This is a genomic window from Pseudolysinimonas sp., from assembly GCF_051954455.1.
Classification (GTDB): Bacteria; Actinomycetota; Actinomycetes; order Actinomycetales; family Microbacteriaceae; genus Pseudolysinimonas.
On the sequence record NZ_JBQCHS010000030.1, the window covers coordinates 76,454 to 96,727 of the forward strand.

Here is a 20,274-nt window from a genome sequence, read left to right on the forward strand (position 1 = left end):
CCTCGGTCACACGCCCGGCCACAGGAGCGGGTCGACCGAGCGGAGCGGGTCGCCGCCGCGCAGCATCCGCGACCACAGCTCGGGGAACTCGGGGAGCGTCTTCGCCGTGGCACCGATGTCGTCGACCGCCACACCCTCGACCGCGAGCCCCACGAGCGCGCCCGTGGTCGCCATGCGGTGGTCCTCGTAGGAGCGCCACGGCCCGCCCTGCAGTGGCGCCGGCTCGAAGGCCAGCCCGTCGTCGAGCTCGGTGACCCGGGCGCCCAGCCCGCCGAGGTCGGCGGCGAGGGCGGCCAGTCGGTCGGTCTCGTGCCCGCGGAGGTGCGCGATCCCCGTGATCCGCCCGGGCGCGCCGGCCAGCGCGGCGAGGCCCGCGAACGTCGGGGCGAGCTCGCCGCCCTCCGCGAGCTCGAGCTCGACTCCCGCCAATTCGGCCGCCCCGCGGCCGGTGACGGTGACGACGTCGCCGTCGCGGTCGATCCTGGCGCCGTAGCGGGGGAGCAGGTCGAGCAGCCGGTCGCCGACCTGCGTCGTCGAGGCGGGCCAGCCGGTGACGGTGACGCTGCCGCCCGCGACGAGCGCGGCGGCGAGGAACGGGGCGGCGTTCGAGAGGTCGGGCTCGATCGTGACGTCGAGCGCGCGGATCGGCGCGGGCGGCACGATCCAGACCCCGGGTTCCGGCGACTCCACCGTCACGCCCCGGGCGGCGAGCACGGCGATCGTCATCTCGATGTGCGGCATGCTCGGCAGCCGCTCGCCCGTATGCCGGAGCACGAGGCCGTCGATGAAGCGCGGCGCCGCGAGCAGCAGCCCCGACACGAACTGGCTCGACGCGGAGGCGTCGATCGCGAGCTCGCCGCCCTGCACCTCGCCGGTGCCGTGCACGGTGAAGGGGAGCGTGCCGGTGCCGTCGTCGGCGACGTCGACGCCGAGATCCCTGAGCGCCTGGATGGTCGTGCGCATCGGGCGCCGGCGTGCGGACGGGTCGCCGTCGAACGCGACGGGGCCGAGCGCGAGCGCCGCGACGATCGGGACGAAGCGCATCACCGTGCCGGCGAGGCCCGCCTCGATCGAGATCCCGCCCGCGAGCTCGGCGGGCGCGACTCGGAGGTCGGGGCCGAAGCCGCCGTCGCCGGGCTGCTCGTGGATGCCCGCCCCGAGCGCGCGGAGCGCCTCCACCATGAGCGCCGTGTCGCGGGAGTGGAGGGGGCGGCGCACGACCGACGGCCCGTCGGCGAGTGCGGCGAGGACGAGCTCGCGGTTGGTGAGGCTCTTCGAGCCGGGCAGCGACATCCGCGCCCGCAGCGGCCCGGAGCTCGTCGGCGCGATCCACGGGCCGGTCGCCGATCGCCGGTCGGTCTCGCGGTCGCGCGCACCGTCGAGCGGCAGTTCGTCGCGGTCGGAATACCTCATCAGGCCCATCGGTTGTCCACAGTATCGCCCGGTGGGATCGAGAGGAGAGCAGACCGTGTCCGTGCTGCTGCTCGAACGACCCGCCGCGGGTGCCGACGTAGACTTCTCCGCGATGAGCGACCAGCCCGCGGACCCGCAGCAGCACGACCACGACGAGGTCGAGCAGGAGCTGGACGCCCTCGACGAGCTCGACGCCCGACGCGGCCGTCGCCGTTCGACGCTGCCGCCGGAGCAGCTCCGCTCCCTCTTCGAGGAGCAGGCCATCCCGTTCATGGACCAGCTCTACGCGGCGGCCATGCGGATGACACGCAATCCCGCCGACGCCGGCGACCTCGTGCAGGAGACGTACGTCAAGGCGTACGCCGCGTTCGGCCAGTTCGAGCAGGGCACCAATCTCAAGGCGTGGATGTACCGCATCCTCACCAACACGTTCATCAACGGCTACCGCAAGAACCAGCGCCAGCCTTACCAGAACGCGATCGACGACCTCGAGGACTGGCAGCTCGGGTCGGCCGAGACGCTCACGCAGACGCGCTCGACGCGCTCCGCGGAAGCGGAGGCCATCGACCACCTGCCGGACAGCGACGTCAAGGATGCGCTGCAGTCGATCCCCGAGGACTTCCGGCTGGCGGTGTACCTCGCCGACGTCGAGGGCTTCGCGTACCAGGAGATCGCGGACATCATGAAGACCCCCGTCGGCACCGTCATGAGCCGGCTGCATCGCGGCCGTCGGCTCCTGCGCGAGCGTCTCGCCGACTACGCACGGGACCGCGGATTCACGGTTCCCGAACCCGCCACCAGGAGCAAGCGATGACCGACTGCGGTTGCGACCAGGCCAAGGCCGAACTCGAGGAGTACCTGCACCGCGAGCTGAGCGAGCAGGACTACCGCGACGTGTCCGACCACCTCGAGAGCTGCGAGGACTGCTCGGCCGAGCACCTCGTGGGCGTGACGCTCACGCTGAAGATGCAGAAGGCGTGCCGCGAGGTGGCGCCGGCCGACCTCAAGGCGGCGGTCCTGGCGGCGCTCGGCGAGCACTGACCCGCCCGCGGATCGAGTAGCCGCGAAGCGTCGGCGCTACTCGATCCGCCGGGGAGGTCAGACGGTGATCGCCGCCGAGATCAGCGCCGCCAGCTCCGCCGCGCTCCGCTTGCTGGAGCCGGCCGCCGTCGCCGCCGACGCCGGCCGCGACACGACCCGGATCGTGCGGTCGAGCTGCGGCACGACCTGCTGGTTGATGAACGGCCAGGCGCCCTGGTTCTCCGGCTCCTCCTGGACCCACACGACCTCGGCGTTCGGGTACGACGCGATCGTCGCCTTCAGCGCGTCGATCGGGGTCGGGTAGAGCTGCTCGACGCGCACCAGCGCGACCCGCGACTCCCCGGTCTTCTCGAGCTCGCCGAGCAGGTCGTAGTGCAGCTTGCCGGCGTGCAGGAGCACCCGCGTGACGGCGCCCTTGTCGCTGACGCGCGCGTCGTCGATCACCGGCTCGAACCGACCGCTCGTGAACGCGGCGAGGTCGCTCGTCGCGCCGCGGAGACGCAGCATCGACTTCGGGGTGAAGACGACGAGCGGGCGACGCGGGCGCGCGTACGCCTGCCGGCGCAGCAGGTGGAAGTACGACGCCGGCGTCGACGGCCGGGCGATCGTCAGGTTGTCCTCCGCGGCGAGCTGGAGGTACCGCTCCATGCGCGCCGACGAGTGGTCCGGTCCCTGGCCCTCGTTGCCGTGCGGCAGCAGCAGCACCACGGAGGAGCGCTGCCCCCACTTCTGCTCGGCCGACGACACGAAGGTGTCGATCAGGCTCTGCGCGCCGTCGGCGAAGTCGCCGTACTGCGCCTCCCACAGGACGAGCGCGTCGGCCCGCTCGACCGAGTAGCCGTATTCGAACCCCATCGCCCCGTACTCGCTGAGCAGCGAGTCGTAGATCCAGAGGCGCGCCTGGTGCTCGGAGAGGTTCGCGAGCGGCAGCCACTCCTGTCCGTTGACCCGGTCGTGGAGCACGGCCTGCCGCTGCACGAACGTGCCGCGGCGCGAATCCTGGCCGGCGAAGCGCACCGGGGTGCCCTCGAGGAGCACGGAACCGAGCGCGAGGAGCTCGCCGAAGGCCCAGTCGATGCCGCCGTTGCGGCTCATGTCGACGCGCTTCTGCAGCAGCTGCTTGAGCTTCGGGTGGACCGTGAAGCCCTCCGGCACGTTCGCGAACGCGTCGCCGATGAGGTGCACGACCTCCTCGCTCACGCCCGTGGACGCGGGCTCGCCGGCCGAGTCGTCCTGCTGCGAGCTCGGCCGCTCCAGGTCGGTGCCGGAGCCGCCGTCGCCCGAGACGACCGGGATCGCGCCCGTCTGCGCCGCGTGCGTCTCCGCGAAGGCGCGCTCGAGCCGCTCCTGGAAGTCCTGGTGCGCCCGGTCGGCCTCCTCCTGCGTGATGTCGCCGCGGCCGACGAGCGCCTCCATGTAGAGCGTGCGCGTGGAGCGCTTCGCCTCGATGAGGTTGTACATGAGGGGCTGCGTCATCGACGGGTCGTCGCCCTCGTTGTGCCCGCGCCGGCGGTAGCAGACGAGGTCGATGACCACGTCGCGCTTGAACTGCTGGCGGTAGGCGACGGCCATCTCCGAGACGCGGACCACGGCCTCCGGGTCGTCGCCGTTCACGTGGAAGACGGGGGCCTGGATCACCTTGGCGACGTCGGTGGAGTACACCGAGGTGCGTCCGTCGCCGGGCTGGGTGGTGAAGCCGACCTGGTTGTTGATGTTGAGGTGGACCGTGCCGCCGGTCTTGTAGGCCCGCAGCTGCGACATCTGGAAGACCTCGTACACGATGCCCTGGCCCGCCATCGCGGCGTCGCCGTGCACCATGATCGGCAGCACGTTGTAGGTGCCGCTCGGCTGGCGGTCCTGCTTGGCGCGGACGATGCCCTCCATGACCGGGTCGACGGTCTCGAGGTGCGAGGGGTTGGCCGCGAGGTACACGGGGATCTCGGCGCCGTCGAGCGCCGTGAACGTGCCCTCGGTGCCGAGGTGGTACTTGACGTCGCCCGAGCCCTGGACCGTCTTCGGGTCCTGCGTGCCCTCGAACTCGCGGAACACCTGGCCGTAGGTCTTGCCGGCGATGTTGGTGAGCGTGTTGAGGCGGCCGCGGTGGGCCATGCCGATGACGGCCTCCGACAGCCCCGCGTGCGCGGCGGACTGCAGGATCGCGTCGAGCGAGGCGATGTAGGACTCGCCCCCCTCGAGGCTGAAGCGCTTCTGCCCGACGTACTTGGTCTGCAGGAAGGTCTCGAACGCCTCGGCCTCGTTGAGCTTGCCGAGGATGCGGAGCTGCTCCTCCTTGGTCGGCTTCTCGTACTTCTGCTCCAGGCGCTCCTGGAACCAGCGGCGCTGCTCCGGGTCCTCGATGTGCATGTACTCGACGCCGACGGTGCGGCAGTAGGCGTCGCGGAGGACGCCCAGGATGTCGCGGAGGAGCGCCGTCCGCTTGCCGGCGAAGCCGCCGACCACGAACTCCCGGTCGAGGTCCCAGAAGGTGAGGCCGTGGCTCGCGATGTCGAGGTCGGGGTGGCTGCGCTGCTTGTACTCGAGCGGGTCGACGTCGGCCATGAGGTGGCCGCGCTCGCGGTAGGAGTCGATGAGCTCCTGCACGCGCGCCGTCTTGTCGATGCGCGACGAGATGTCGACGTTGATGTCCTCGGCCCAGTGGATCGGGTCGTAGGGGATCCGCAGCGCGGCGAAGATCTCCTCGTAGAAGTCCTTCTGGCCGATGAGGCGCTCGTGGACCTTCTTGAGGAACTCGCCCGAACCGGCGCCCTGGATGACGCGGTGGTCGTAGGTGCTGGTCAGGGTGATGGTCTTGCCGATGCCGAGCTCGGCGAGGGTCTTCGGGCTCGAGCCCTGGAACGCGGCCGGGTACTCGAGGGCGCCCGCGCCGATGATGCAGCCCTGGCCCTTGGTGAGGCGCGGGACCGAGTGCTCGGTGCCGATGCCGCCCGGGTTGGTCAGCGAGATCGTGATGCCCTGGAAGTCGCCCGCCGTGAGCTTGTTGGCGCGGGCGCGCGCGACGACGTCCTCGTAGGCGGCGATGAACTCGCCGAAGGTCATCGTGTCGGCGCGCTTGATGCCCGGCACGAGGAGCGAGCGGGTGCCGTCCGGCTTCGGGATGTCGATCGCGATGCCGAGGGTGACGTGCGCGGGGACGACGACGCTGGGCTTGCCGTCCGGCTCGTCGTAGTAGACGTTCTGGCTCGGGAACTCCTTGAGCGTCTGCACCATCGCCCAGGCGATCAGGTGCGTGAAGGAGATCTTGCCGCCGCGGGCGCGCTTCAGGTGGTTGTTGATGACGATGCGGTTGTCGATCATCAGCTTCGCCGGGATCGTGCGGACGCTCGTCGCGGTCGGGACGGAGAGGCTCGCGTCCATGTTGGCGGCGATGGTCTTGGCGATGCCGCGGAGGGGGGTCACCTCGTCCTGCTCGGCCTCGGTGACGATCGGGTTGGCGCCGGTCTGCGGGGCGTCGGCGGGGACGGGCTGCGGCTTCGGCGGAGCGGACGTCGTGCGGGCGACGGGCTGCTGCGGTGCGGCGGCGGGAGCCGGTGCCGCCGGTGCGGCGGCGGGCTCGGTCGGTGCCGGCAGGTCGGGGGTCACGGCGCCGGCGGACGGCTCCGCCGGGATCAGCGGCTCACTGGTCGGCGGCTCCGGCGCGACGACCTGCGCGGGAGGGAGGGTGATCGCGGCGGTCGGGGTGGGGTCGACGGGGTGGTACGACTCGAGCACCGGCCACCAGCTCCGGTCGACGGAGTTCTTGTCCTGCCGGTAGCGCTCGTAGAGCTCATCCACCAGCCATTCGTTGGCTCCGAACTCCGATGAGTTCGCATCTTCGGACTCGACACCCGTCACGGGGTTGGTCACGGCTGAATCGCCCTCTTTCTCCGTCGACAACGCCCCCAAGTTAACCACCTCGGGGTCCCTCGCGCCGACGCCCGAGGTGGGGGCGAACCCGGAAATCCCCGCGTTCTTGCAGATACCGTGGAGACATGCGATTCCTGGGTGAGCGACCGCCTCACGACCTCACCTACTCGGACGTCTTCCTGGTCCCCAGCCGCTCGGACGTGACGAGCCGGCTCGACGTGGATCTGTCCACCGGCGACGGCACCGGGGCCACGATCCCGATCGTCGCCGCGAACATGAACTCGGTCACCGGACCGCGCCTCGCGGCGACGCTCGCCCGACGCGGCGGCCTCGGTGTGCTGCCGCAGGACCTGCCGCTCCAGGAGCTCGACGCCGCGATCCGCTGGGTCAAGGACCAGCCGATCCTCTGGGACACCCCGCTCGTCCTGCCGCCGTCGGCCACGGTCGCCGACGCGCTCGCCCTGCTGCCGTCGAGCGAGGGCCACGGCATCGTGCTCCGCGGCGACGATGGCGCCCCGCACGGCGCGATCCCCGCGGTGCGCCTCGCGACCGCCCTGCCCGACGCCCGCCTCGGCGACCTCGTGCACGGCGCGATCCCCGCGCTCGACGCGGAGGAGCTGGAGGCCGACCCCCGCGGCGGCGCCCGCGCCGCGTTCGACCTCATGGCCGAGGGCGGGATCGACTTCGCGCTCGTCGAGCGGCACGGCCGCGTCATCGGCACGACGAGCCCGCGCAGCGCCCTCCGCGGCACGCTGTACCGGCCCGCGCTCGACGCGCAGCGCCGGCTCCGCGTCGCGGCGGCCGTCGGCATCAACGGCGACGTCGCCTCCAAGGCGGCGGCGCTCGCCGGGGCCGGTGTCGACGTGCTCGTCGTCGACACCGCCCACGGGCACCAGGAGGGGATGCTGCGCGCGCTCGCCGCGGTGAGCGGCCTCGGCCTCGGCATCCCGATCGTCGCCGGCAACATCGTCACCGCCGACGGCGTGCGCGACCTCGTCGACGCGGGTGCCACGATCCTCAAGGTCGGCGTCGGGCCGGGTGCCATGTGCACGACGCGCATGATGACCGCCGTCGGGCGTCCGCAGTTCTCGGCCGTGCTCGAGACGGCGGAGGCCGCGCGCTCGCTCGGCGCGCACGTGTGGGCCGATGGCGGCGTGCGCTACCCCCGCGACGTCGCGCTCGCCCTCGCGGCCGGGGCGGCCTCCGTCATGATCGGCTCCTGGTTCGCCGGCACGATCGAGGCGCCGGGCCGGCTCGAGCTCGACGAGCGCGGGCGCCTCTACAAGCAGAGCTGGGGGATGGCGTCGACGAAGGCCGTCCACGACCGCTTCGGCCGGCTCGACGCCTACGAGCTCGCCCGCAAGGAGCTCTTCGCCGAGGGGATCTCGAGCTCGCGGATCTATCTCGACCCGCTGCGCCCGTCGCTCGAGGACCTGCTCGACATGATCACCTCGGGTGTCCGCAGCTCCTTCACCTACGCCGGCGCGAACGACCTCGAGGCGTTCCACGAGCGGGCGGCGGTCGGCTTCCAGAGCGCCGCCGGGTACGAGGAGGGCAAGCCGCTCCCCGTCGGCTGGTGAGCCCGCGGCCCGTGAGCGCATGAGGGCGGATGCCCAGGCGACGGGCCCGGCCCTGCCGGTAGACTCGCCGGACCATGGGCGACCCTCCGTCTGAACGCGGCACCCTCCTCCGATGAGCGGCGACATCATCCTGCTGGTGATCGGGATCGTTCTCACGATCGGCACCGGCTTCTTCGTCGCGAGCGAGTTCACGCTCGTCAACCTCGACCGCGCCGATCTGGAGGCGCGTCAGGCCAAGGGCGAGACGATGCTGGGCCCGGTCATCCGCGGCCTCCGGCACACGTCGACGCACCTCTCGAGTGCGCAGCTCGGCATCACGCTGACGACGCTCCTCACGGGCTTCACGCTCGAGCCCGCGTTCAGCGCCTTCCTCGAGCCACCGATCCGCGCCATGGGGCTCCCGCAGGGCGCCGTGGTGCCCGTCGCGTCGATCGTGGCCGTGGCCATCGCGACGCTCCTGTCGATGATCATCGGCGAGCTCGTCCCCAAGAACCTCGCGCTCGCGGTGACGCGGCAGATCGCGAAGATCGTTATCCCGTTCCAGCTCGGTTTCTCGACCGTGTTCAAGCCGGCGGTCTGGCTGCTCAACTCCTCGGCGAACGGCGTGCTCCGCCTGGTCGGGATCGAGCCGAAGGAGGAGCTGAGCTCCGCGCGGACGGCGGAGGAGCTGCGCACGCTCGTCCGCCGCTCGGCGAGCGAGGGATCCCTCGACCGCGACACGGCGACCCTGCTCGCGCGCACGCTCGTGTTCTCGGACCACGACGCGTCCGACGTGATGACGCCGCGCCCGCGGGTCGCGAGCGTCGACCGCTCGCAGAGCGCCCAGGCCGTCGTCGAGCTCGCGCGGCGAACCGGGTACTCCCGGTTCCCGGTCATCGACGACGACATCGACGACGTGACGGGCCTCGTGCACGTGAAGCAGGCGGTCGCCGTGCCGCGCGAGCGCAGAGCCGAGGTGCCGGTGTCGGCGCTCGCGACCGAGGCGCTCCGCGTGCCGGAGACGATGGGGCTCGACATGCTCCTCGGCGAGCTCCGCGGCCGCGGCTACCAGATGGCCGTCGTCGTCGACGAGTACGGCGGCACCGCGGGCGTCGCGACGCTCGAGGACCACGTCGAGGAGCTCGTCGGCGAGGTGTCGGACGAGCACGACCGGAGCCGCCCGGACGTGGTCCGCAGCCGCGACTGGCTGACCTTTCCGGGCGCACTCCGGCCCGACGAGCTGCAGGAGCGCGCGGGCGTGCGGGTGCCGGAGGACGGTCCCTACGAGACCGTGGCCGGCTGGCTCATGAGCGAGCTCGGACGTGTCGCCCGCGCCGGCGACGAGGTCGCGGTGGAGGCCGGGACCTTCCGCGTCGAGCGCATGGACGGACGGCGGATCGACCGGATCCGGTTCACGCCCGCGCCGGACGCCGAGCCGACCGGGGAGCGCTCGTGATCGCCGCGGCCGTCGCGGCCGTCGCCCGTGCGGCAGAGGGCGCCGACGGCCCGAGCGGCGCCGACTGGTGGGGCATCTTCTGGCTCGTCGTGCTCCTCGTCTTCAACGCCTTCTTCGTCGCGGCGGAGTTCGCGATCATCTCCGCCCGCCGATCGCAGATCGAGCCGAAGGCCGACGCCGGCTCCCGCATCGCCAAGACGACGCTCTGGGCGATGGAGCACGCGACGCTCATGCTCGCCTCGACCCAGCTCGGCATCACCATCTGCTCGCTGCTGATCCTCAACGTGTCGGAGCCCGCCATCCACCACCTGCTCGCGGCACCGCTCGGGTTCACGGGCTGGCCCGACGAGGTCATCAGCACCCTCGCGTTCATCGTGACGCTCGTCGTCGTCTCGTTCCTGCACGTCGTGTTCGGCGAGATGATCCCGAAGAACATCTCCTTCTCGATCCCGGACCGCGCGGCGCTCGTGCTGACGCTGCCGCTCGTCGGCTGGGCGACCGTGTTCCGCCCGATCGTCGCGGCGCTCAACGGGATCGCGAACGGCGCGGTGCGCCTGTTCGGCATCGAGCCGAAGACGGAGGCGACGAGCGCGTTCACCGTCGACGAGGTGGCCACGATCGTCGCCACCTCGACCCGCGAGGGGGTGCTGACCGACTCGACGGGCACGCTCGGCAACGCGTTCGAGTTCAGCACGAAGACCGTGCGCGACGTGGCCGTGCCGCTCGCGCAGCTCGTGACGCTTCCGGAGGACGCCACGCCCGCCGACCTGGAGCGCGCGGTCGCCCAGCACGGGTTCAGCCGCTACCCGCTCGTCGACGAGGCGGGCCAGCCGACCGGCTACCTGCACCTCAAGGACGTCATCGACCTCGACGACGACGAGTTCGATGAGCCCGTGCCGCCCAAGCGCATCCGTCAGATCGTGTCGATCTTCCGCGACACCGAGCTGGAGGACGCGCTCGCGATCATGCGGCGGTCGGGTGCGCACCTCGCGCGCTCGTTCGACGAGCAGGGCGCCACCCACGGGGTGCTGTTCCTGGAGGACATCATCGAGGAGCTGGTGGGGCAGGTCGACGACGCGACGCGTCGCTGACGCGGGTCGAGTGTCGGACGCTGCGCGGGCTACTCGACCCGCGTGGGGCGCGCTCGCTCGTAGGCCCCCGGCCAGGGGACGTCGACGCCGAGCTCGTCGGCGGCGCGGAGCGGGAAGTGCGGATCGCGCAGCAGTTCCCGCGCGAGGAGCACGATCTCGGCCATCCCGGAGTCGACGATGTCGGCGATCTGGTGCGCCTCGGTGAGCATGCCCACGGCGCCGACCGGGGCTCCCGACACCTGGTGCACCGTCGCGGCGAACGGGACCTGGTAGCCCGGCCCGGTGCGGATCCGCTGCGCGCCGACGAGCCCGCCGGACGAGACGTCGACGAGGTCGGCCCCCGCCTCCCGCGCCCAGCCGGCGATCTCCCCGACCTCCGCCGGCTCGAGGCCGCCCGGGGTCCAGTCGCTCGCCGAGACGCGGACGAGGAGCGGCATCCCGGCGGGGATCCGCGCGCGCACGGCCCGCACGATGTCGAGCAGGAGTCGCGCTCGGTTCTCGGTCGAGCCGCCGTAGGCGTCGTCCCGCCGGTTGCTGAGCGGCGACAGGAACTGGTGCAGCAGGTAGCCGTGCGCCGCGTGCAGCTCGAGGAGGTCGAATCCCGCGCCCACCGCGCGCTCGGCCGCCGCGGCGAACGTCGCGGGCAGTGCGGCGACCTCGTCGCTGGTCAGCGCCCGCGGCACGGGATGCGTGCCGAAGGGCAGCGCCGACGGAGCGACCGTGCTCCAGCCGCCCGCCCCCTCCGGCTGGTGCCCGCGCCGGCCGTCCTCGTCCCACGGCGCCCACGACGAGGCCTTGCGCCCGGCGTGCGCGAGCTGCATGCCGATCGGGGCGCCCTGGGCGTGCACGAAGTCGACGATGCGCCGCCAGGCGGCGGCCTGCGCGTCGGTCCAGATGCCGGTGTCGCGCGGCGAGATGCGGCCGATCGCCTCGACCGCGGTCGCCTCGGTGAGGATGAGCCCCGCCCCGCCGACGGCGAACTGGCCGAGGTGCATGAGGTGCCAGTCGCCCGGCATGCCGTCGTGCTCCCGGCACTGGTACTGGCACATCGGGGAGACCCAGATGCGGTTGCGCGCGGTGACGTCGCGGAGCGCGTAGGGCTCGAACAGGCGCGTCACGAGGCCAGGCCCTGGAGGAACGCGCGCAGCCCGGCCACCCCGGTGAAGTGGTGCGTCGCGATGCCGAGGGCCGCGGCGGCCTCGACGTTGTCGGCGCGATTGTCGATGAACGCCGTGCCCGTCGGGTCGGTGCCGAGCTCGGCCATGGCGCGGCGATAGATCTCGGGGTCCGGCTTGATGAGATCGAGCTCCGCGCTCACGATGACGGTCTCCATCAGCGAGCCGAGCGGCGAGAAGCGGAACGGGTCGCCGAAGTCGAAGCCCGCGTTCGACAGCAGCGCCAGGCGCGTGCCGCCGTCGTGGAGCTCGGCGAGGAGGTCGAGAACCGCGGGCTCCGGATCGAACCAGCTCGTGAAGTCGCGGGCCCACAGCTCGTGGACGCGGGCCAGGCTCCAGTTCGCGCCGGTCTCGCGCTCGATGGCGCGCCAGTACTCGACGACGCTCAGCCGGCCCTGGTCGAGCGCGTGCCGGTGGCGGTCGTAGGCGGCGCGGAACGACGCCTCGTCGACGCCGGCGAGCGCGACCAGCTCGGCCTGGGACGTCGCCGAGGGGCTCCGGGAGATGACCTCCCCGTAGTCGAAGACGACGACCCGGTCGGGGATGCTGATGGCCACGTCGCCAAACTATCGTGGCTGCATGGACGCGTTCTTCGGCCCCGTCGACGCGGCCCGCTGGATCGCCGTCCCCGGCCCCGACGACGACAAGTACGCGCGCGGCGTGGTCGGCTTCGTGACCGGGTCGGAGCGCTACCCGGGGGCCGCCGTCCTGGGCGTCGAGGCCGCCGCGCGCACCGGGGTCGGGATGATCCGCTACCTCGGGCCGGAGCGGCCGTCCGGGCTCGTGCTGCAGCGCCGCCCGGAGGTCGTGACGGCCGACGGGCGGGTGCAGGCCTGGGTGCTCGGGTCGGGGCAGGAGGCCGCCCGGCGCGACGACGCGGAGCACGCGCAGCTCGTCCACGCCCTGGGGCAGGAGGTGGCGGTCGTGCTCGACGCGGGGGCGCTCGACCTGCACGACCGGGCGCGCGGTCCCGTACTGCTGACGCCCCACGCGGGGGAGCTGGCGCGCGCGGTCGGGAGCTCGGTCGAGGCGGTCCGGGCCGATCCCGAGCGCGCCGCGCGGGATGCCGCGGCCGCCCTCGGCGCCACGGTGCTGCTCAAGGGCCACACCACGCACGTCGCGACGCCGGAGGGCGAGGTCCTCCGCGTGCGGAGCGCCCCGGCCTGGCTCGCGACCGCCGGCGCGGGTGACGCGCTCGCCGGGGTGCTCGGCGCGCTCCTCGCGACCCATGCCGCCGCGATCGCCGACGACCCGGCCGTCGTCGCGCGGCTCGCCGCCACGGGGGCCGTGCTCCACGGGCTCGCCGCCGAGCGCGCGAGCGGCGGCGGTCCGCTGACGGTCCTCGACCTCGCCGCCGCGCTGCCGCGCGTCATCGCCGAACTGCTCGCCGCGTGACGGCGGCGTCCCGCGCGCTCCGGCATCCGCTGCCGCTGTGGATCGCGTTCGTGCTGGTGCACCTGATCGTCGGCGTCGCCGCCTTCTCGTACCCCGACGGCAGCGGCATCGGCGACGTCCGCACCACCTACCCGATCTGGGTTCAGCACGGGTTCGAGACGGGGCGCTGGGTGGGGCTGCAGCTGCCGTGGGTCTACCCGATCCTCGCGCTGCCGCCCATGATCGCGGCCGACGCGCTCGGCCCGGCGTTCGTCGCGCCGATCTGGCTCGGCATCGTGTTCGTCGTCGACGCGGTCGCCTTCGCGTTCGTCGTGCACGGCGACCCGGAGCGTCGGCGGGCGCCGGCCGCGTGGTGGTGGCTCGTGTTCCTGCTGCTGCTCGGGCCGATCGCCCTCACCCGGATCGACTCCCTCGCGACCGCGCCCGCGCTGATCGGGGTGCTGCTGCTGGCCCGGGCGCCGCGCACCGCGGGGGCGCTGCTCGCCGTCGGGGCGTGGGTCAAGGTCTGGCCGGCGGCGCTCGTCGCCGCCGCGGTCGTCGCCGTGCGCCGGCGCTTCGAGGTGCTGCTCGGCGCGGTCGTGCTGACGGTCGTCGTCGTCGCCGTGACGCTCCTGCTCGGCGGGGCCGCTCACCTGCTGTCGTTCGTCACCGAGCAGTCGGGACGGGGCCTGCAGATCGAGTCCGGCCTCGCGACGCCGTGGATGTGGTCGGCGGCGCTGCACCCGGGCGGCCCCATCTCCGTCTACTACGACCTCGGGATCCTGACCTATCAGGTGCGCGGACCGGGCGTCGCGGGCACCGCCGCCCTCGCGACGCCGCTCCTCGTGCTCGCGGTCGGGGCGGTGCTCGTCCTCGGCATCGTCGCGGCACGGCGCGGGTCCGACGCCGCCGAGATCCTGCCCGCGATGGCGCTCGGGTTCACGACGGCGCTCATCGTCGCCAACAAGGTCGGATCGCCGCAGTACGTGGGCTGGATCGCGGTCCCGATCGTGCTGGGGCTCGCGGTCCGCGCGACGGGGCGCGGCCAGTCGTTCGCCGGACCGGCCGGCCTGACGCTCGTGATCGCGATCCTGACCCAGGTCATCTACCCGATGTTCTACGGGCGGCTCCTGAACGTGGATCCGACCCTCGTCCTCGTGCTGACGGTGCGGAACCTCCTGCTCCTCGGGCTCTTCGTCTGGGCCCTCACGCTGCTCGTCCGGCGCGTCGCGCGTCCGGTCGGGGAGGATGGGGAGTGGCTGCCGGCGATCCTCGGCGGCCGTCCCCCTCGACTCGCACTCCGGGAGTGACCATGCTCGTCGCCTTCTCCGTCGCCCCGAGCGGCGATCGCCCCGACGGCGCCCCGCGCCCCGCGGGCACGCCGGAGGACTCCGTGCACGACGCGGTCGCGGCGGCCGTACGGATCGTGCGCGCGTCGGGGCTCCCGAACCGCACCGACGCGATGTTCACCACGATCGAGGGCGAGTGGGACGAGGTCTTCGACGTCGTGAAGCGCGCGACCGAGGCGGTCGGCGCGTACGGGTCGCGCGTGTCGCTCGTGCTGAAGGCCGACATCCGCCCCGGCCACACGGGCGAGCTGACCGGCAAGGTCGAGCGGGTCGAGCGCGCGCTCGGCGACGCGTGACGGGCCTGACGCCCGGACGCACCCGCCTCGCGCTCCTCGCGCTCGCCCTCGGCGGGTTCGGGATCGGCTCCACCGAGTTCGTCGCGTCCGGACTCCTCCCGCAGATCGCGTCCGCGCTGCTGCCGGGACTCGACGCCGCGCACCACGACCAGGCGATCGCCCGGTCCGGGCTCGTCATCTCCGCCTACGCGGCGGGCGTCGTCGTCGGAGCCCCGACCATCGCGATCTTCGCCGCGCGGGCACCGCGGCGGGCGCTGCTCCTCGCCGCGATCGCGGCGTTCGTCGTCGGCTCGATCGGGTCGGCGCTCGCGCCGACCTTCGAGGCGCTCGTGATCGCCCGCTTCGTCGCGGCGCTGCCGCACGGCGCGTACTTCGGCGTCGCCTCGCTCGTCGCGGCGCGGCTGCTCGGGCCAGGCAAGCAGGGCCGGGGCATCGCCTTCGTGATCGGCGGTCTGTCGGTCGCCAACATCGTCGGCGTGCCGGCCATCACCTTCCTCGGCCAGTCCGTGGGCTGGCGCTGGGCGTACGTCGCGGTCGCCGTCGTCTTCGCGCTCTCGTTCGCGGCGATCCTGTGGCTCGTGCCGTCGTCCCCGGGCGACCCGGGCGCGACGCCGGCGCGGGAGCTGCGCGGATTCCGGCATCCCCAGGTCTGGTTCGCCCTGCTCACGGGGATGATCGGCCTCGGCGGCCTGTTCGCGGTGGAGAGCTACATCGCCCCCATCACGACGCGTCTCGTCGGCCTGCCGGCGGACGCGGTGCCGATCGTGCTGGTCCTGTTCGGCGTCGGGATGACGGCCGGCAACTTCGCCGGCGGCCCGCTCGCCGACCGGCACGCGTTCCGCGGGCTCATGATCGGCTTCGCGATGACGATCGCCTCGTTCGTCGTTATCGGTCTCGTGATCGCGACGCCGGTCGGCGTGTTCGTGAGCGGGTTCCTGCTCGGCGCCGTCACGGGGATTCTCGCGGTCGCGATCCAGACCCGACTCCTGGAGGTCGCGCCCGAGAGCCAGACGCTCGCGGCGGCCGCCAACCACTCGGCCCTCAACTTCGGCAACAGCCTGGGCGCGTTCCTCGGCGGCGCCGTGATCGCGGCCGGCTACGGCTACGCGGCGACCCCGTGGCTCGGTCTCGCGATGTGCGTGCCGGGAGTCGTGTTCGCGGTGCTCAGCGGGGTGCTGGAGAGCCGCTCGCGGAGGCGCTCAGAAGGAGCCGGAGGGCGCGTCCTGGATGAGGATGCCGTCTTGGATCGCCCGCTTCCGTAGCGCGACCTTGGTGCCGACGTCGATGCCGGCCACGCGGTACTTCTCGCGGATGCGCTTGAGGTAGCTCTTCGCGGTCTCCTCGGAGATGCCGAGCTGGTAGGCCACCGACTTGACCGGCTCGCCGCCGCCGTAGAGCGCCATGACGCGGCGCTCCTGCGCGCTCAGCTTCGGCGCGCCGCCGATGTCGCCCGCGTTCAGCGCGAGGTCGAGCTCGGCCGAGATGAAGCTCTCGCCCTGCGCGGCGGCGCGGATCGCCTCGACGATCATGCCCGCGTCCTCGCTCTTGACGAGGTAGCCGAGCGCACCGGCCGCGAGCGCCTCGCGCACGACGTTCGGCTCGGAGTAGGTGCTCATGAGCACGACGCGCACACCGGTCGTCTTGAGCGTCGAGATCTTCAGCGCGACCGGGATGTTGTCCTTCAGGTCGAGGTCGAGCAGCACCACGTCGACCGGGAACGCCGGGCTCGTCAGCAGCTCCGGCCAGGTGGCGAAGGCGCCGACCATGTCGATGTCGGAGGCGGCGCTGCGGATCCACTCCGTGAGCGCGCCGAGCAGCATCTTGTGGTCGTCGACGATGGCGAGGCGGATGGGGGCCACGAGCACTCCTTGGGTCGGTCTCGGGGGAGGGATCACTGATCGGCGGGGTTGTCGACGAGGCACTGGATGTCGACGCGCAGACTGCCGTCCTGAGTGGAGTCAGAGTAGCGCCCGACCCGGCTCAGGGCGTCCCAGACGCCCGAGTCGACACGATTCCGTGCCACACCGGTCGTCGTGATGACGATCGGGACGAGGATCTTGCGGTCGGGCACCTCGCCGCCGGGCGTCACCGGCCCGAGCTGGATCGTCAGGGTGCGGTTCTGGCTCGGCTTGAGGTTCTCGCTGACGAGCAGCCAGGCGGTCGAGAGGAGGCCGTCGCGCTGGTTGGGGTCGAGCAGGCCGGCGAGCGCCGACTTGTCGACGAGCGTGACGGAGCGGCCGAGCATCTCCGACTCGGTGATCGCGTGGTAGAGCCAGGTCTCGCGCCGTCCCTCGATGAGGTGGAGGCGGAGCTCGGTCGCGAGCTGCGCCGCGATCGACGCGTTCTTCGGGATGAGGGGCAGCACGACCTTGCGGTTCGCGACCGACTCGAGCAGCTCCTCGGCGGCGAGGTCGAGGCGGGCGAGCTCTTCCGAGGCGAGCATGCCGACCGCGAAGCGCGGGGCCTGGACGGTGCTCTGCACGAGCACGCGGTCGAGCTCCACCTGCACCAGGCGCCGGAACGTCTCCACGACGACGACGCCGATGATCGTCGGGAGAACCGCGAGCGCGACGCCGGTGACCTGCGGCGCGATCCACGCGGCGTCGATCGGGTCGTCGGGGAGAGCATCGAGGAACATCGCGATCGCGAGTCCGACCCCGAGTGTGCTCGTGGCGACGACGAGCTCGGCGCGGCCGCGCAGGGTCACGAGCAGCAGGAGCGCCATGCCTGCCGCGAGGCCCGCGGTGGCGTTCCTCCCGATGTCGTGCAGCTCCCAGATGGCAACCAGGTCGAGCACGGTCGATGCCGCGACCCCCGCGAGGAAGACCGCGAACATCCAGTCGGGGAGCCGGTCGCCGATCGCGCGCGAGGCGACGATCGCGAGCACGATGATGGCGATGAGCACGAGCCAGGACGCGACGGCGAACTCCGGCCGAGGGTAGCTCGGCCAGAGGGCGGCGAACCAGCTCAGACCGTAGACGGTGCGGAGGCACACGACGATCGCGGCGCCGAGGCCGAGGAACGCGGTGCCCAGCGTGCCCCGGTGAGCACTCGCCCGGCCGACCCGACGGGCGGTGCTGCTGACCCGGCGTCGGGCGTTGCCGACGATCGCGCCGAGGGTGTTCTCCTCGGGGGCGGTGAACGTCACGACGTCACCTCCGCCCGGGGCACCTCGAGCACGACGGTGGTGCCCGATCCGGGAGCCGAGAACAGCCGCGCCGTGCCGCCCACCTCGCGCAGGCGCCCGACCACCGACTCCGTGAAGCCGAGCTTCGTCGCCTCGATGTCGGCGATGTCGAAGCCCACCCCCGAGTCGGTGACCATCGCGCGCACCGTCGTCTCGTCGTCGGTGATCGTCACGTGCGCCTCGGTCACCCCGGAGTGGCGGCGCACGTTCTCGAGGCACTCGGCGAGCGCCAGCAGGAACGCGTCTAGCGTGTGGCTCGGCAGGAGCACCTGCCCGGCGCCGTGCCAGCTCACCTGCAGGCCCATCCGTCCGAACCGCTGCTTGACCGAGGCGAGCGTCGTGCCGAGCACCGGCTCCTCCGGGACGGGCACGGGCGAGGTCCCGGTGCCGACCTGGGCCTGACCGTCGGGGACGTTCGGGCTGGTGCCGAGCCGGAGCTGGCGCAGGAGCTGGGCGTCCTCCTTCGCCTGCTCGCGCAGCGCGTCGGGGGTGACGCCGACGCCGGAGTGGGCGAGCAGGGTGAGCGTCGCGAGGACCGTGTCGTGGAGGAGGCGCGCGCCCTGGCGGCGCTGCGCCTCGAGCTCGCTCGCCTGACGCTCCGCCCGGTGGGCGCGGCCGATGCTGGCGATGCGCTTGGCGGCCTGCGGGACGGCGGCCATGATCCACGCACCGACGAGCGCCGGGAGAGCCCACCCCACGACCACGAGGGCTCCGGTGCGGAGGCCGGTCGCGAGGTCCGGCGCCGTCAGCTCCACGGCCGCGCCGACCGCGGCGAACGAGACCACGAGGAGCACGATCCGCCACCAGGAGTTCACGAGGACGAGTGCCGCGGCCGGGACGGCGGCAGCGGTCAGCTCGATGAGGGACGCCTGCGCGGCCGGGGTCGGGCTGGTCGTCGACAGGACGTCGACGGCTCCGACGATCGCGATGCCGGCGGCGACGGAGAGGAGGGCCCAGAGCGTCGGACGCATCCAGCCCATGAGGAACTGGAACGCGCCGAGCACGACGTAGATCGGGACGCCGACGAGCAGCACCCGGCTCGGAGTCGCCCCGGGCAGTACGAAGCAGATGAGCGAGACCGCGGTGAAGCTCAGCCCCCAGACGCGCGCGGCGCGCTGCAGGAGCTGGTCGCGCTCCTTGGAGATGAGATCCATCGCACCCGATTCTTGCCTACCGGGGCACCCGGACGGGGGGTGCCGCGCCCTGTGTCGCGTCGGGAGCGGGTGGTCAGCGGGCCAGAAGACGGCGGAGCTCGGCGCCGACGAGCGCGTCCTCGATGAGGAACGCGTCGTGCCCGTAGGGCGAGGAGACGACGACCGGGGCGTCGCCGTCGATGTTGCCGGCGATGTGCCGGGCGATGATCTGCTGCCCGGGCACCGGGAACAGCCGGTCGCTGTCGACCCCGAGCACGAGCGTGCGCGCGGTCACGCGGGCGAGCGCCGCCGCCACGCCGCCGCGGTCGCGGCCCACGTCGTGCGAGTTCATCGCGTCCACGAGCACGAGGTAGCTGTTGGCGTCGAAGCGGCGCGTGAACTTGTTGCCGTGGAATCCGAGGTAGCTCTCGACGGCGAACACGCCGCCCCCGCCGAGCGGGCTGAGACCTGACTGCCAGGAGCGCTCGAAGCGATCGTTGAGCTCGGTCGGCGAGCGGTAGTTCAGAAGCGCCATGCGGCGGGCGAGCGCGAGGCCGCGGTGCGGGCCTCCGCCGTCGGGCGCGTCGTAGTAGGCGCCGCCGTCGAAGGCGGGATCCATCCGGATCGCCTCCGACTGCACCGAGTTCAGCGCGATCTGGTCGGCGCTGGAGATCGGGGGAGCGGCGAGCACCGCCAGCCGCTCGACGCGCTCCGGGTGCGTCACGGCCCACTCGAGGGCCTGCATCCCGCCCATCGATCCGCCGATGACGAGCGCCCAGCGCTCGATCCCGATGCGCTCGGCGAAGAGCCGCTGCGCCTCGACCTGATCGCGGATGGTCAGGTACGGGAATCGCGCGCCCCACTCCTCGCCGTCGGGCGCGATGGAGGCGGGGCCGGTGGACCCCTGGCAGCCGCCCAGCATGTTGGGCGCGACGATGAACCACTCGGCCGGGTCGAGGGGTGCGCCCGCGCCGACCATGCCGGACCACCATCCGGCCGTCGGATGCCCGGGGCCGGCGGGTCCGATGACGTGGCTGTCGCCGGTGAGCGCGTGGAGGACGAGGACCGCGTTGTCGCCGGCGGCGTTCAGCTCGCCCCAGGTCTCGTAGGCGATGACGGCGTCGGGGACGACGCCGCCGCGCTCGAGCGGCACGTCGCCGATGCCCGCGAAGAGACGGTCGCCCGCGGGATCGCCGAGGCGCCAGGCGCCGGTCGCGGGCGGGAGCGCGGCGAGGGCGCGGCGGTTGGACTCGGTGACGAACGCCGAGGGGACCGCATCCTCGGGTGTCTGCCAGTCCACGGTCCCATTCTCCCGGGTGCGCCGGCCCCGTTACGC

The 20,274-nt window shown here is 72.7% G+C and carries 17 protein-coding genes; 9 read left to right on the plus strand and 8 right to left on the minus strand.

Annotated elements, in window-relative coordinates; genetic code table 11:
- Positions 1-6: 6 nt before the first annotated feature.
- Positions 7-1,422: a 3-phosphoshikimate 1-carboxyvinyltransferase gene (gene aroA / locus ACTHM3_RS13090; protein ID WP_440406548.1), complete on the minus strand. Its 1,416-nt coding sequence runs from the start codon at positions 1,420-1,422 to the stop codon at positions 7-9.
- Positions 1,423-1,525: 103 nt separating this feature from the next.
- Between aroA and ACTHM3_RS13095 the strand changes: the two genes are divergently transcribed.
- Both ACTHM3_RS13095 and ACTHM3_RS13100 read left to right on the plus strand, forming a co-directional pair.
- Positions 1,526-2,227, plus strand: coding sequence for a sigma-70 family RNA polymerase sigma factor (locus tag ACTHM3_RS13095; protein ID WP_440406549.1), 702 nt, complete (start codon positions 1,526-1,528; stop codon positions 2,225-2,227).
- Positions 2,224-2,454, plus strand: coding sequence for an anti-sigma factor family protein (locus ACTHM3_RS13100; RefSeq protein ID WP_440406550.1), 231 nt, complete (start codon positions 2,224-2,226; stop codon positions 2,452-2,454). Before ACTHM3_RS13095 ends, ACTHM3_RS13100 begins: the two co-directional genes overlap by 4 nt.
- A 57-nt stretch (positions 2,455-2,511) precedes the next feature.
- Here the strand turns inward: ACTHM3_RS13100 and ACTHM3_RS13105 are convergent, their stop codons facing one another.
- Positions 2,512-6,318, minus strand: coding sequence for a multifunctional oxoglutarate decarboxylase/oxoglutarate dehydrogenase thiamine pyrophosphate-binding subunit/dihydrolipoyllysine-residue succinyltransferase subunit (locus tag ACTHM3_RS13105; protein ID WP_440406551.1), 3,807 nt, complete (start codon positions 6,316-6,318; stop codon positions 2,512-2,514).
- A gap of 125 nt (positions 6,319-6,443) precedes the next feature.
- Here ACTHM3_RS13105 and ACTHM3_RS13110 point away from each other — a divergent pair, with 125 nt between their 5' ends.
- The 3 genes from ACTHM3_RS13110 to ACTHM3_RS13120 all read left to right on the plus strand — a co-directional run bounded on the left by ACTHM3_RS13110 (position 6,444) and on the right by ACTHM3_RS13120 (position 10,424).
- The gene (locus ACTHM3_RS13110; RefSeq protein WP_440406552.1) at positions 6,444-7,898 is read left to right on the plus strand and encodes a GuaB1 family IMP dehydrogenase-related protein; all 1,455 of its coding nucleotides are present in this window, start codon (positions 6,444-6,446) and stop codon (positions 7,896-7,898) included.
- A 112-nt stretch (positions 7,899-8,010) separates the two neighbouring features.
- The gene (locus ACTHM3_RS13115; protein WP_440406553.1) at positions 8,011-9,333 is read left to right on the plus strand and encodes a hemolysin family protein; all 1,323 of its coding nucleotides are present in this window, start codon (positions 8,011-8,013) and stop codon (positions 9,331-9,333) included.
- A 74-nt stretch (positions 9,334-9,407) separates the two neighbouring features.
- Positions 9,408-10,424 carry a hemolysin family protein gene (locus tag ACTHM3_RS13120; protein ID WP_440406638.1) on the plus strand — a complete coding sequence of 339 codons (1,017 nt, stop codon included), beginning with the start codon at positions 9,408-9,410 and terminating at the stop codon, positions 10,422-10,424.
- A gap of 29 nt (positions 10,425-10,453) precedes the next feature.
- On the opposite strand, the gene ACTHM3_RS13125 is transcribed toward ACTHM3_RS13120, so the two are convergent.
- Together ACTHM3_RS13125 and ACTHM3_RS13130 are read right to left on the minus strand one after the other, a co-directional pair.
- Positions 10,454-11,542 carry an NADH:flavin oxidoreductase/NADH oxidase gene (locus ACTHM3_RS13125; RefSeq protein ID WP_440406554.1) on the minus strand — a complete coding sequence of 363 codons (1,089 nt, stop codon included), beginning with the start codon at positions 11,540-11,542 and terminating at the stop codon, positions 10,454-10,456.
- Positions 11,539-12,156 (minus strand): HAD family hydrolase, encoded by a 618-nt coding sequence (locus tag ACTHM3_RS13130; RefSeq protein WP_440406555.1) that lies wholly within the window; start codon positions 12,154-12,156, stop codon positions 11,539-11,541. Before ACTHM3_RS13130 ends, ACTHM3_RS13125 begins: the two co-directional genes overlap by 4 nt.
- Before the next feature lie 22 nt (positions 12,157-12,178).
- On the opposite strand from ACTHM3_RS13130, the gene ACTHM3_RS13135 reads away from it, so the two are divergent.
- The 4 genes from ACTHM3_RS13135 to ACTHM3_RS13150 are packed head-to-tail and all read left to right on the plus strand — an operon-like array spanning position 12,179 to position 15,880.
- The gene (locus tag ACTHM3_RS13135) at positions 12,179-12,994 is read left to right on the plus strand and encodes an ADP-dependent NAD(P)H-hydrate dehydratase (RefSeq protein WP_440406556.1); all 816 of its coding nucleotides are present in this window, start codon (positions 12,179-12,181) and stop codon (positions 12,992-12,994) included.
- Positions 12,991-14,283 (plus strand): glycosyltransferase 87 family protein, encoded by a 1,293-nt coding sequence (locus ACTHM3_RS13140; protein WP_440406557.1) that lies wholly within the window; start codon positions 12,991-12,993, stop codon positions 14,281-14,283. The genes ACTHM3_RS13135 and ACTHM3_RS13140 overlap by 4 nt, the downstream gene beginning before the upstream one ends.
- Before the next feature lie 2 nt (positions 14,284-14,285).
- The gene (locus ACTHM3_RS13145; protein ID WP_440406639.1) at positions 14,286-14,618 is read left to right on the plus strand and encodes a thiamine-binding protein; all 333 of its coding nucleotides are present in this window, start codon (positions 14,286-14,288) and stop codon (positions 14,616-14,618) included.
- Complete coding sequence (locus ACTHM3_RS13150) at positions 14,615-15,880, plus strand: MFS transporter (protein WP_440406558.1); 1,266 nt, start codon at positions 14,615-14,617, stop codon at positions 15,878-15,880. Before ACTHM3_RS13145 ends, ACTHM3_RS13150 begins: the two co-directional genes overlap by 4 nt.
- On the opposite strand, the gene ACTHM3_RS13155 is transcribed toward ACTHM3_RS13150, so the two are convergent.
- The 4 genes from ACTHM3_RS13155 to metX form a co-directional block, all read right to left on the minus strand.
- A complete protein-coding gene (locus ACTHM3_RS13155) occupies positions 15,818-16,477 on the minus strand; it encodes a response regulator (RefSeq protein ID WP_440406559.1) in 660 nt (219 codons plus the stop codon). The genes ACTHM3_RS13150 and ACTHM3_RS13155 overlap by 63 nt on opposite strands.
- 32 nt (positions 16,478-16,509) lie before the next feature.
- Positions 16,510-17,766, minus strand: a complete 1,257-nt coding sequence (locus ACTHM3_RS13160) for a hypothetical protein (protein WP_440406560.1) — start codon at positions 17,764-17,766, stop codon at positions 16,510-16,512.
- On the minus strand, positions 17,763-18,959 hold the full coding sequence (locus ACTHM3_RS13165) for a sensor histidine kinase (protein ID WP_440406561.1): 1,197 nt from the start codon (positions 18,957-18,959) through the stop codon (positions 17,763-17,765). The genes ACTHM3_RS13160 and ACTHM3_RS13165 overlap by 4 nt, the downstream gene beginning before the upstream one ends.
- Before the next feature lie 73 nt (positions 18,960-19,032).
- Positions 19,033-20,238: a homoserine O-acetyltransferase MetX gene (metX, locus tag ACTHM3_RS13170; protein ID WP_440406562.1), complete on the minus strand. Its 1,206-nt coding sequence runs from the start codon at positions 20,236-20,238 to the stop codon at positions 19,033-19,035.
- Positions 20,239-20,274: the final 36 nt, after the last annotated feature.

Coding starts and splice junctions, on each gene's coding strand:
- aroA (WP_440406548.1), bottom strand. CDS start 1,422: ATGGGCCTGATGAGGTATTCCGACCGCGACGAACTGCCGCTCGACGGT.
- ACTHM3_RS13135 (WP_440406556.1), top strand. CDS start 12,179: ATGGACGCGTTCTTCGGCCCCGTCGACGCGGCCCGCTGGATCGCCGTC.
- ACTHM3_RS13110 (WP_440406552.1), top strand. CDS start 6,444: ATGCGATTCCTGGGTGAGCGACCGCCTCACGACCTCACCTACTCGGAC.
- ACTHM3_RS13100 (WP_440406550.1), top strand. CDS start 2,224: ATGACCGACTGCGGTTGCGACCAGGCCAAGGCCGAACTCGAGGAGTAC.
- ACTHM3_RS13115 (WP_440406553.1), top strand. CDS start 8,011: ATGAGCGGCGACATCATCCTGCTGGTGATCGGGATCGTTCTCACGATC.
- ACTHM3_RS13165 (WP_440406561.1), bottom strand. CDS start 18,959: ATGGATCTCATCTCCAAGGAGCGCGACCAGCTCCTGCAGCGCGCCGCG.
- ACTHM3_RS13145 (WP_440406639.1), top strand. CDS start 14,286: ATGCTCGTCGCCTTCTCCGTCGCCCCGAGCGGCGATCGCCCCGACGGC.
- ACTHM3_RS13095 (WP_440406549.1), top strand. CDS start 1,526: ATGAGCGACCAGCCCGCGGACCCGCAGCAGCACGACCACGACGAGGTC.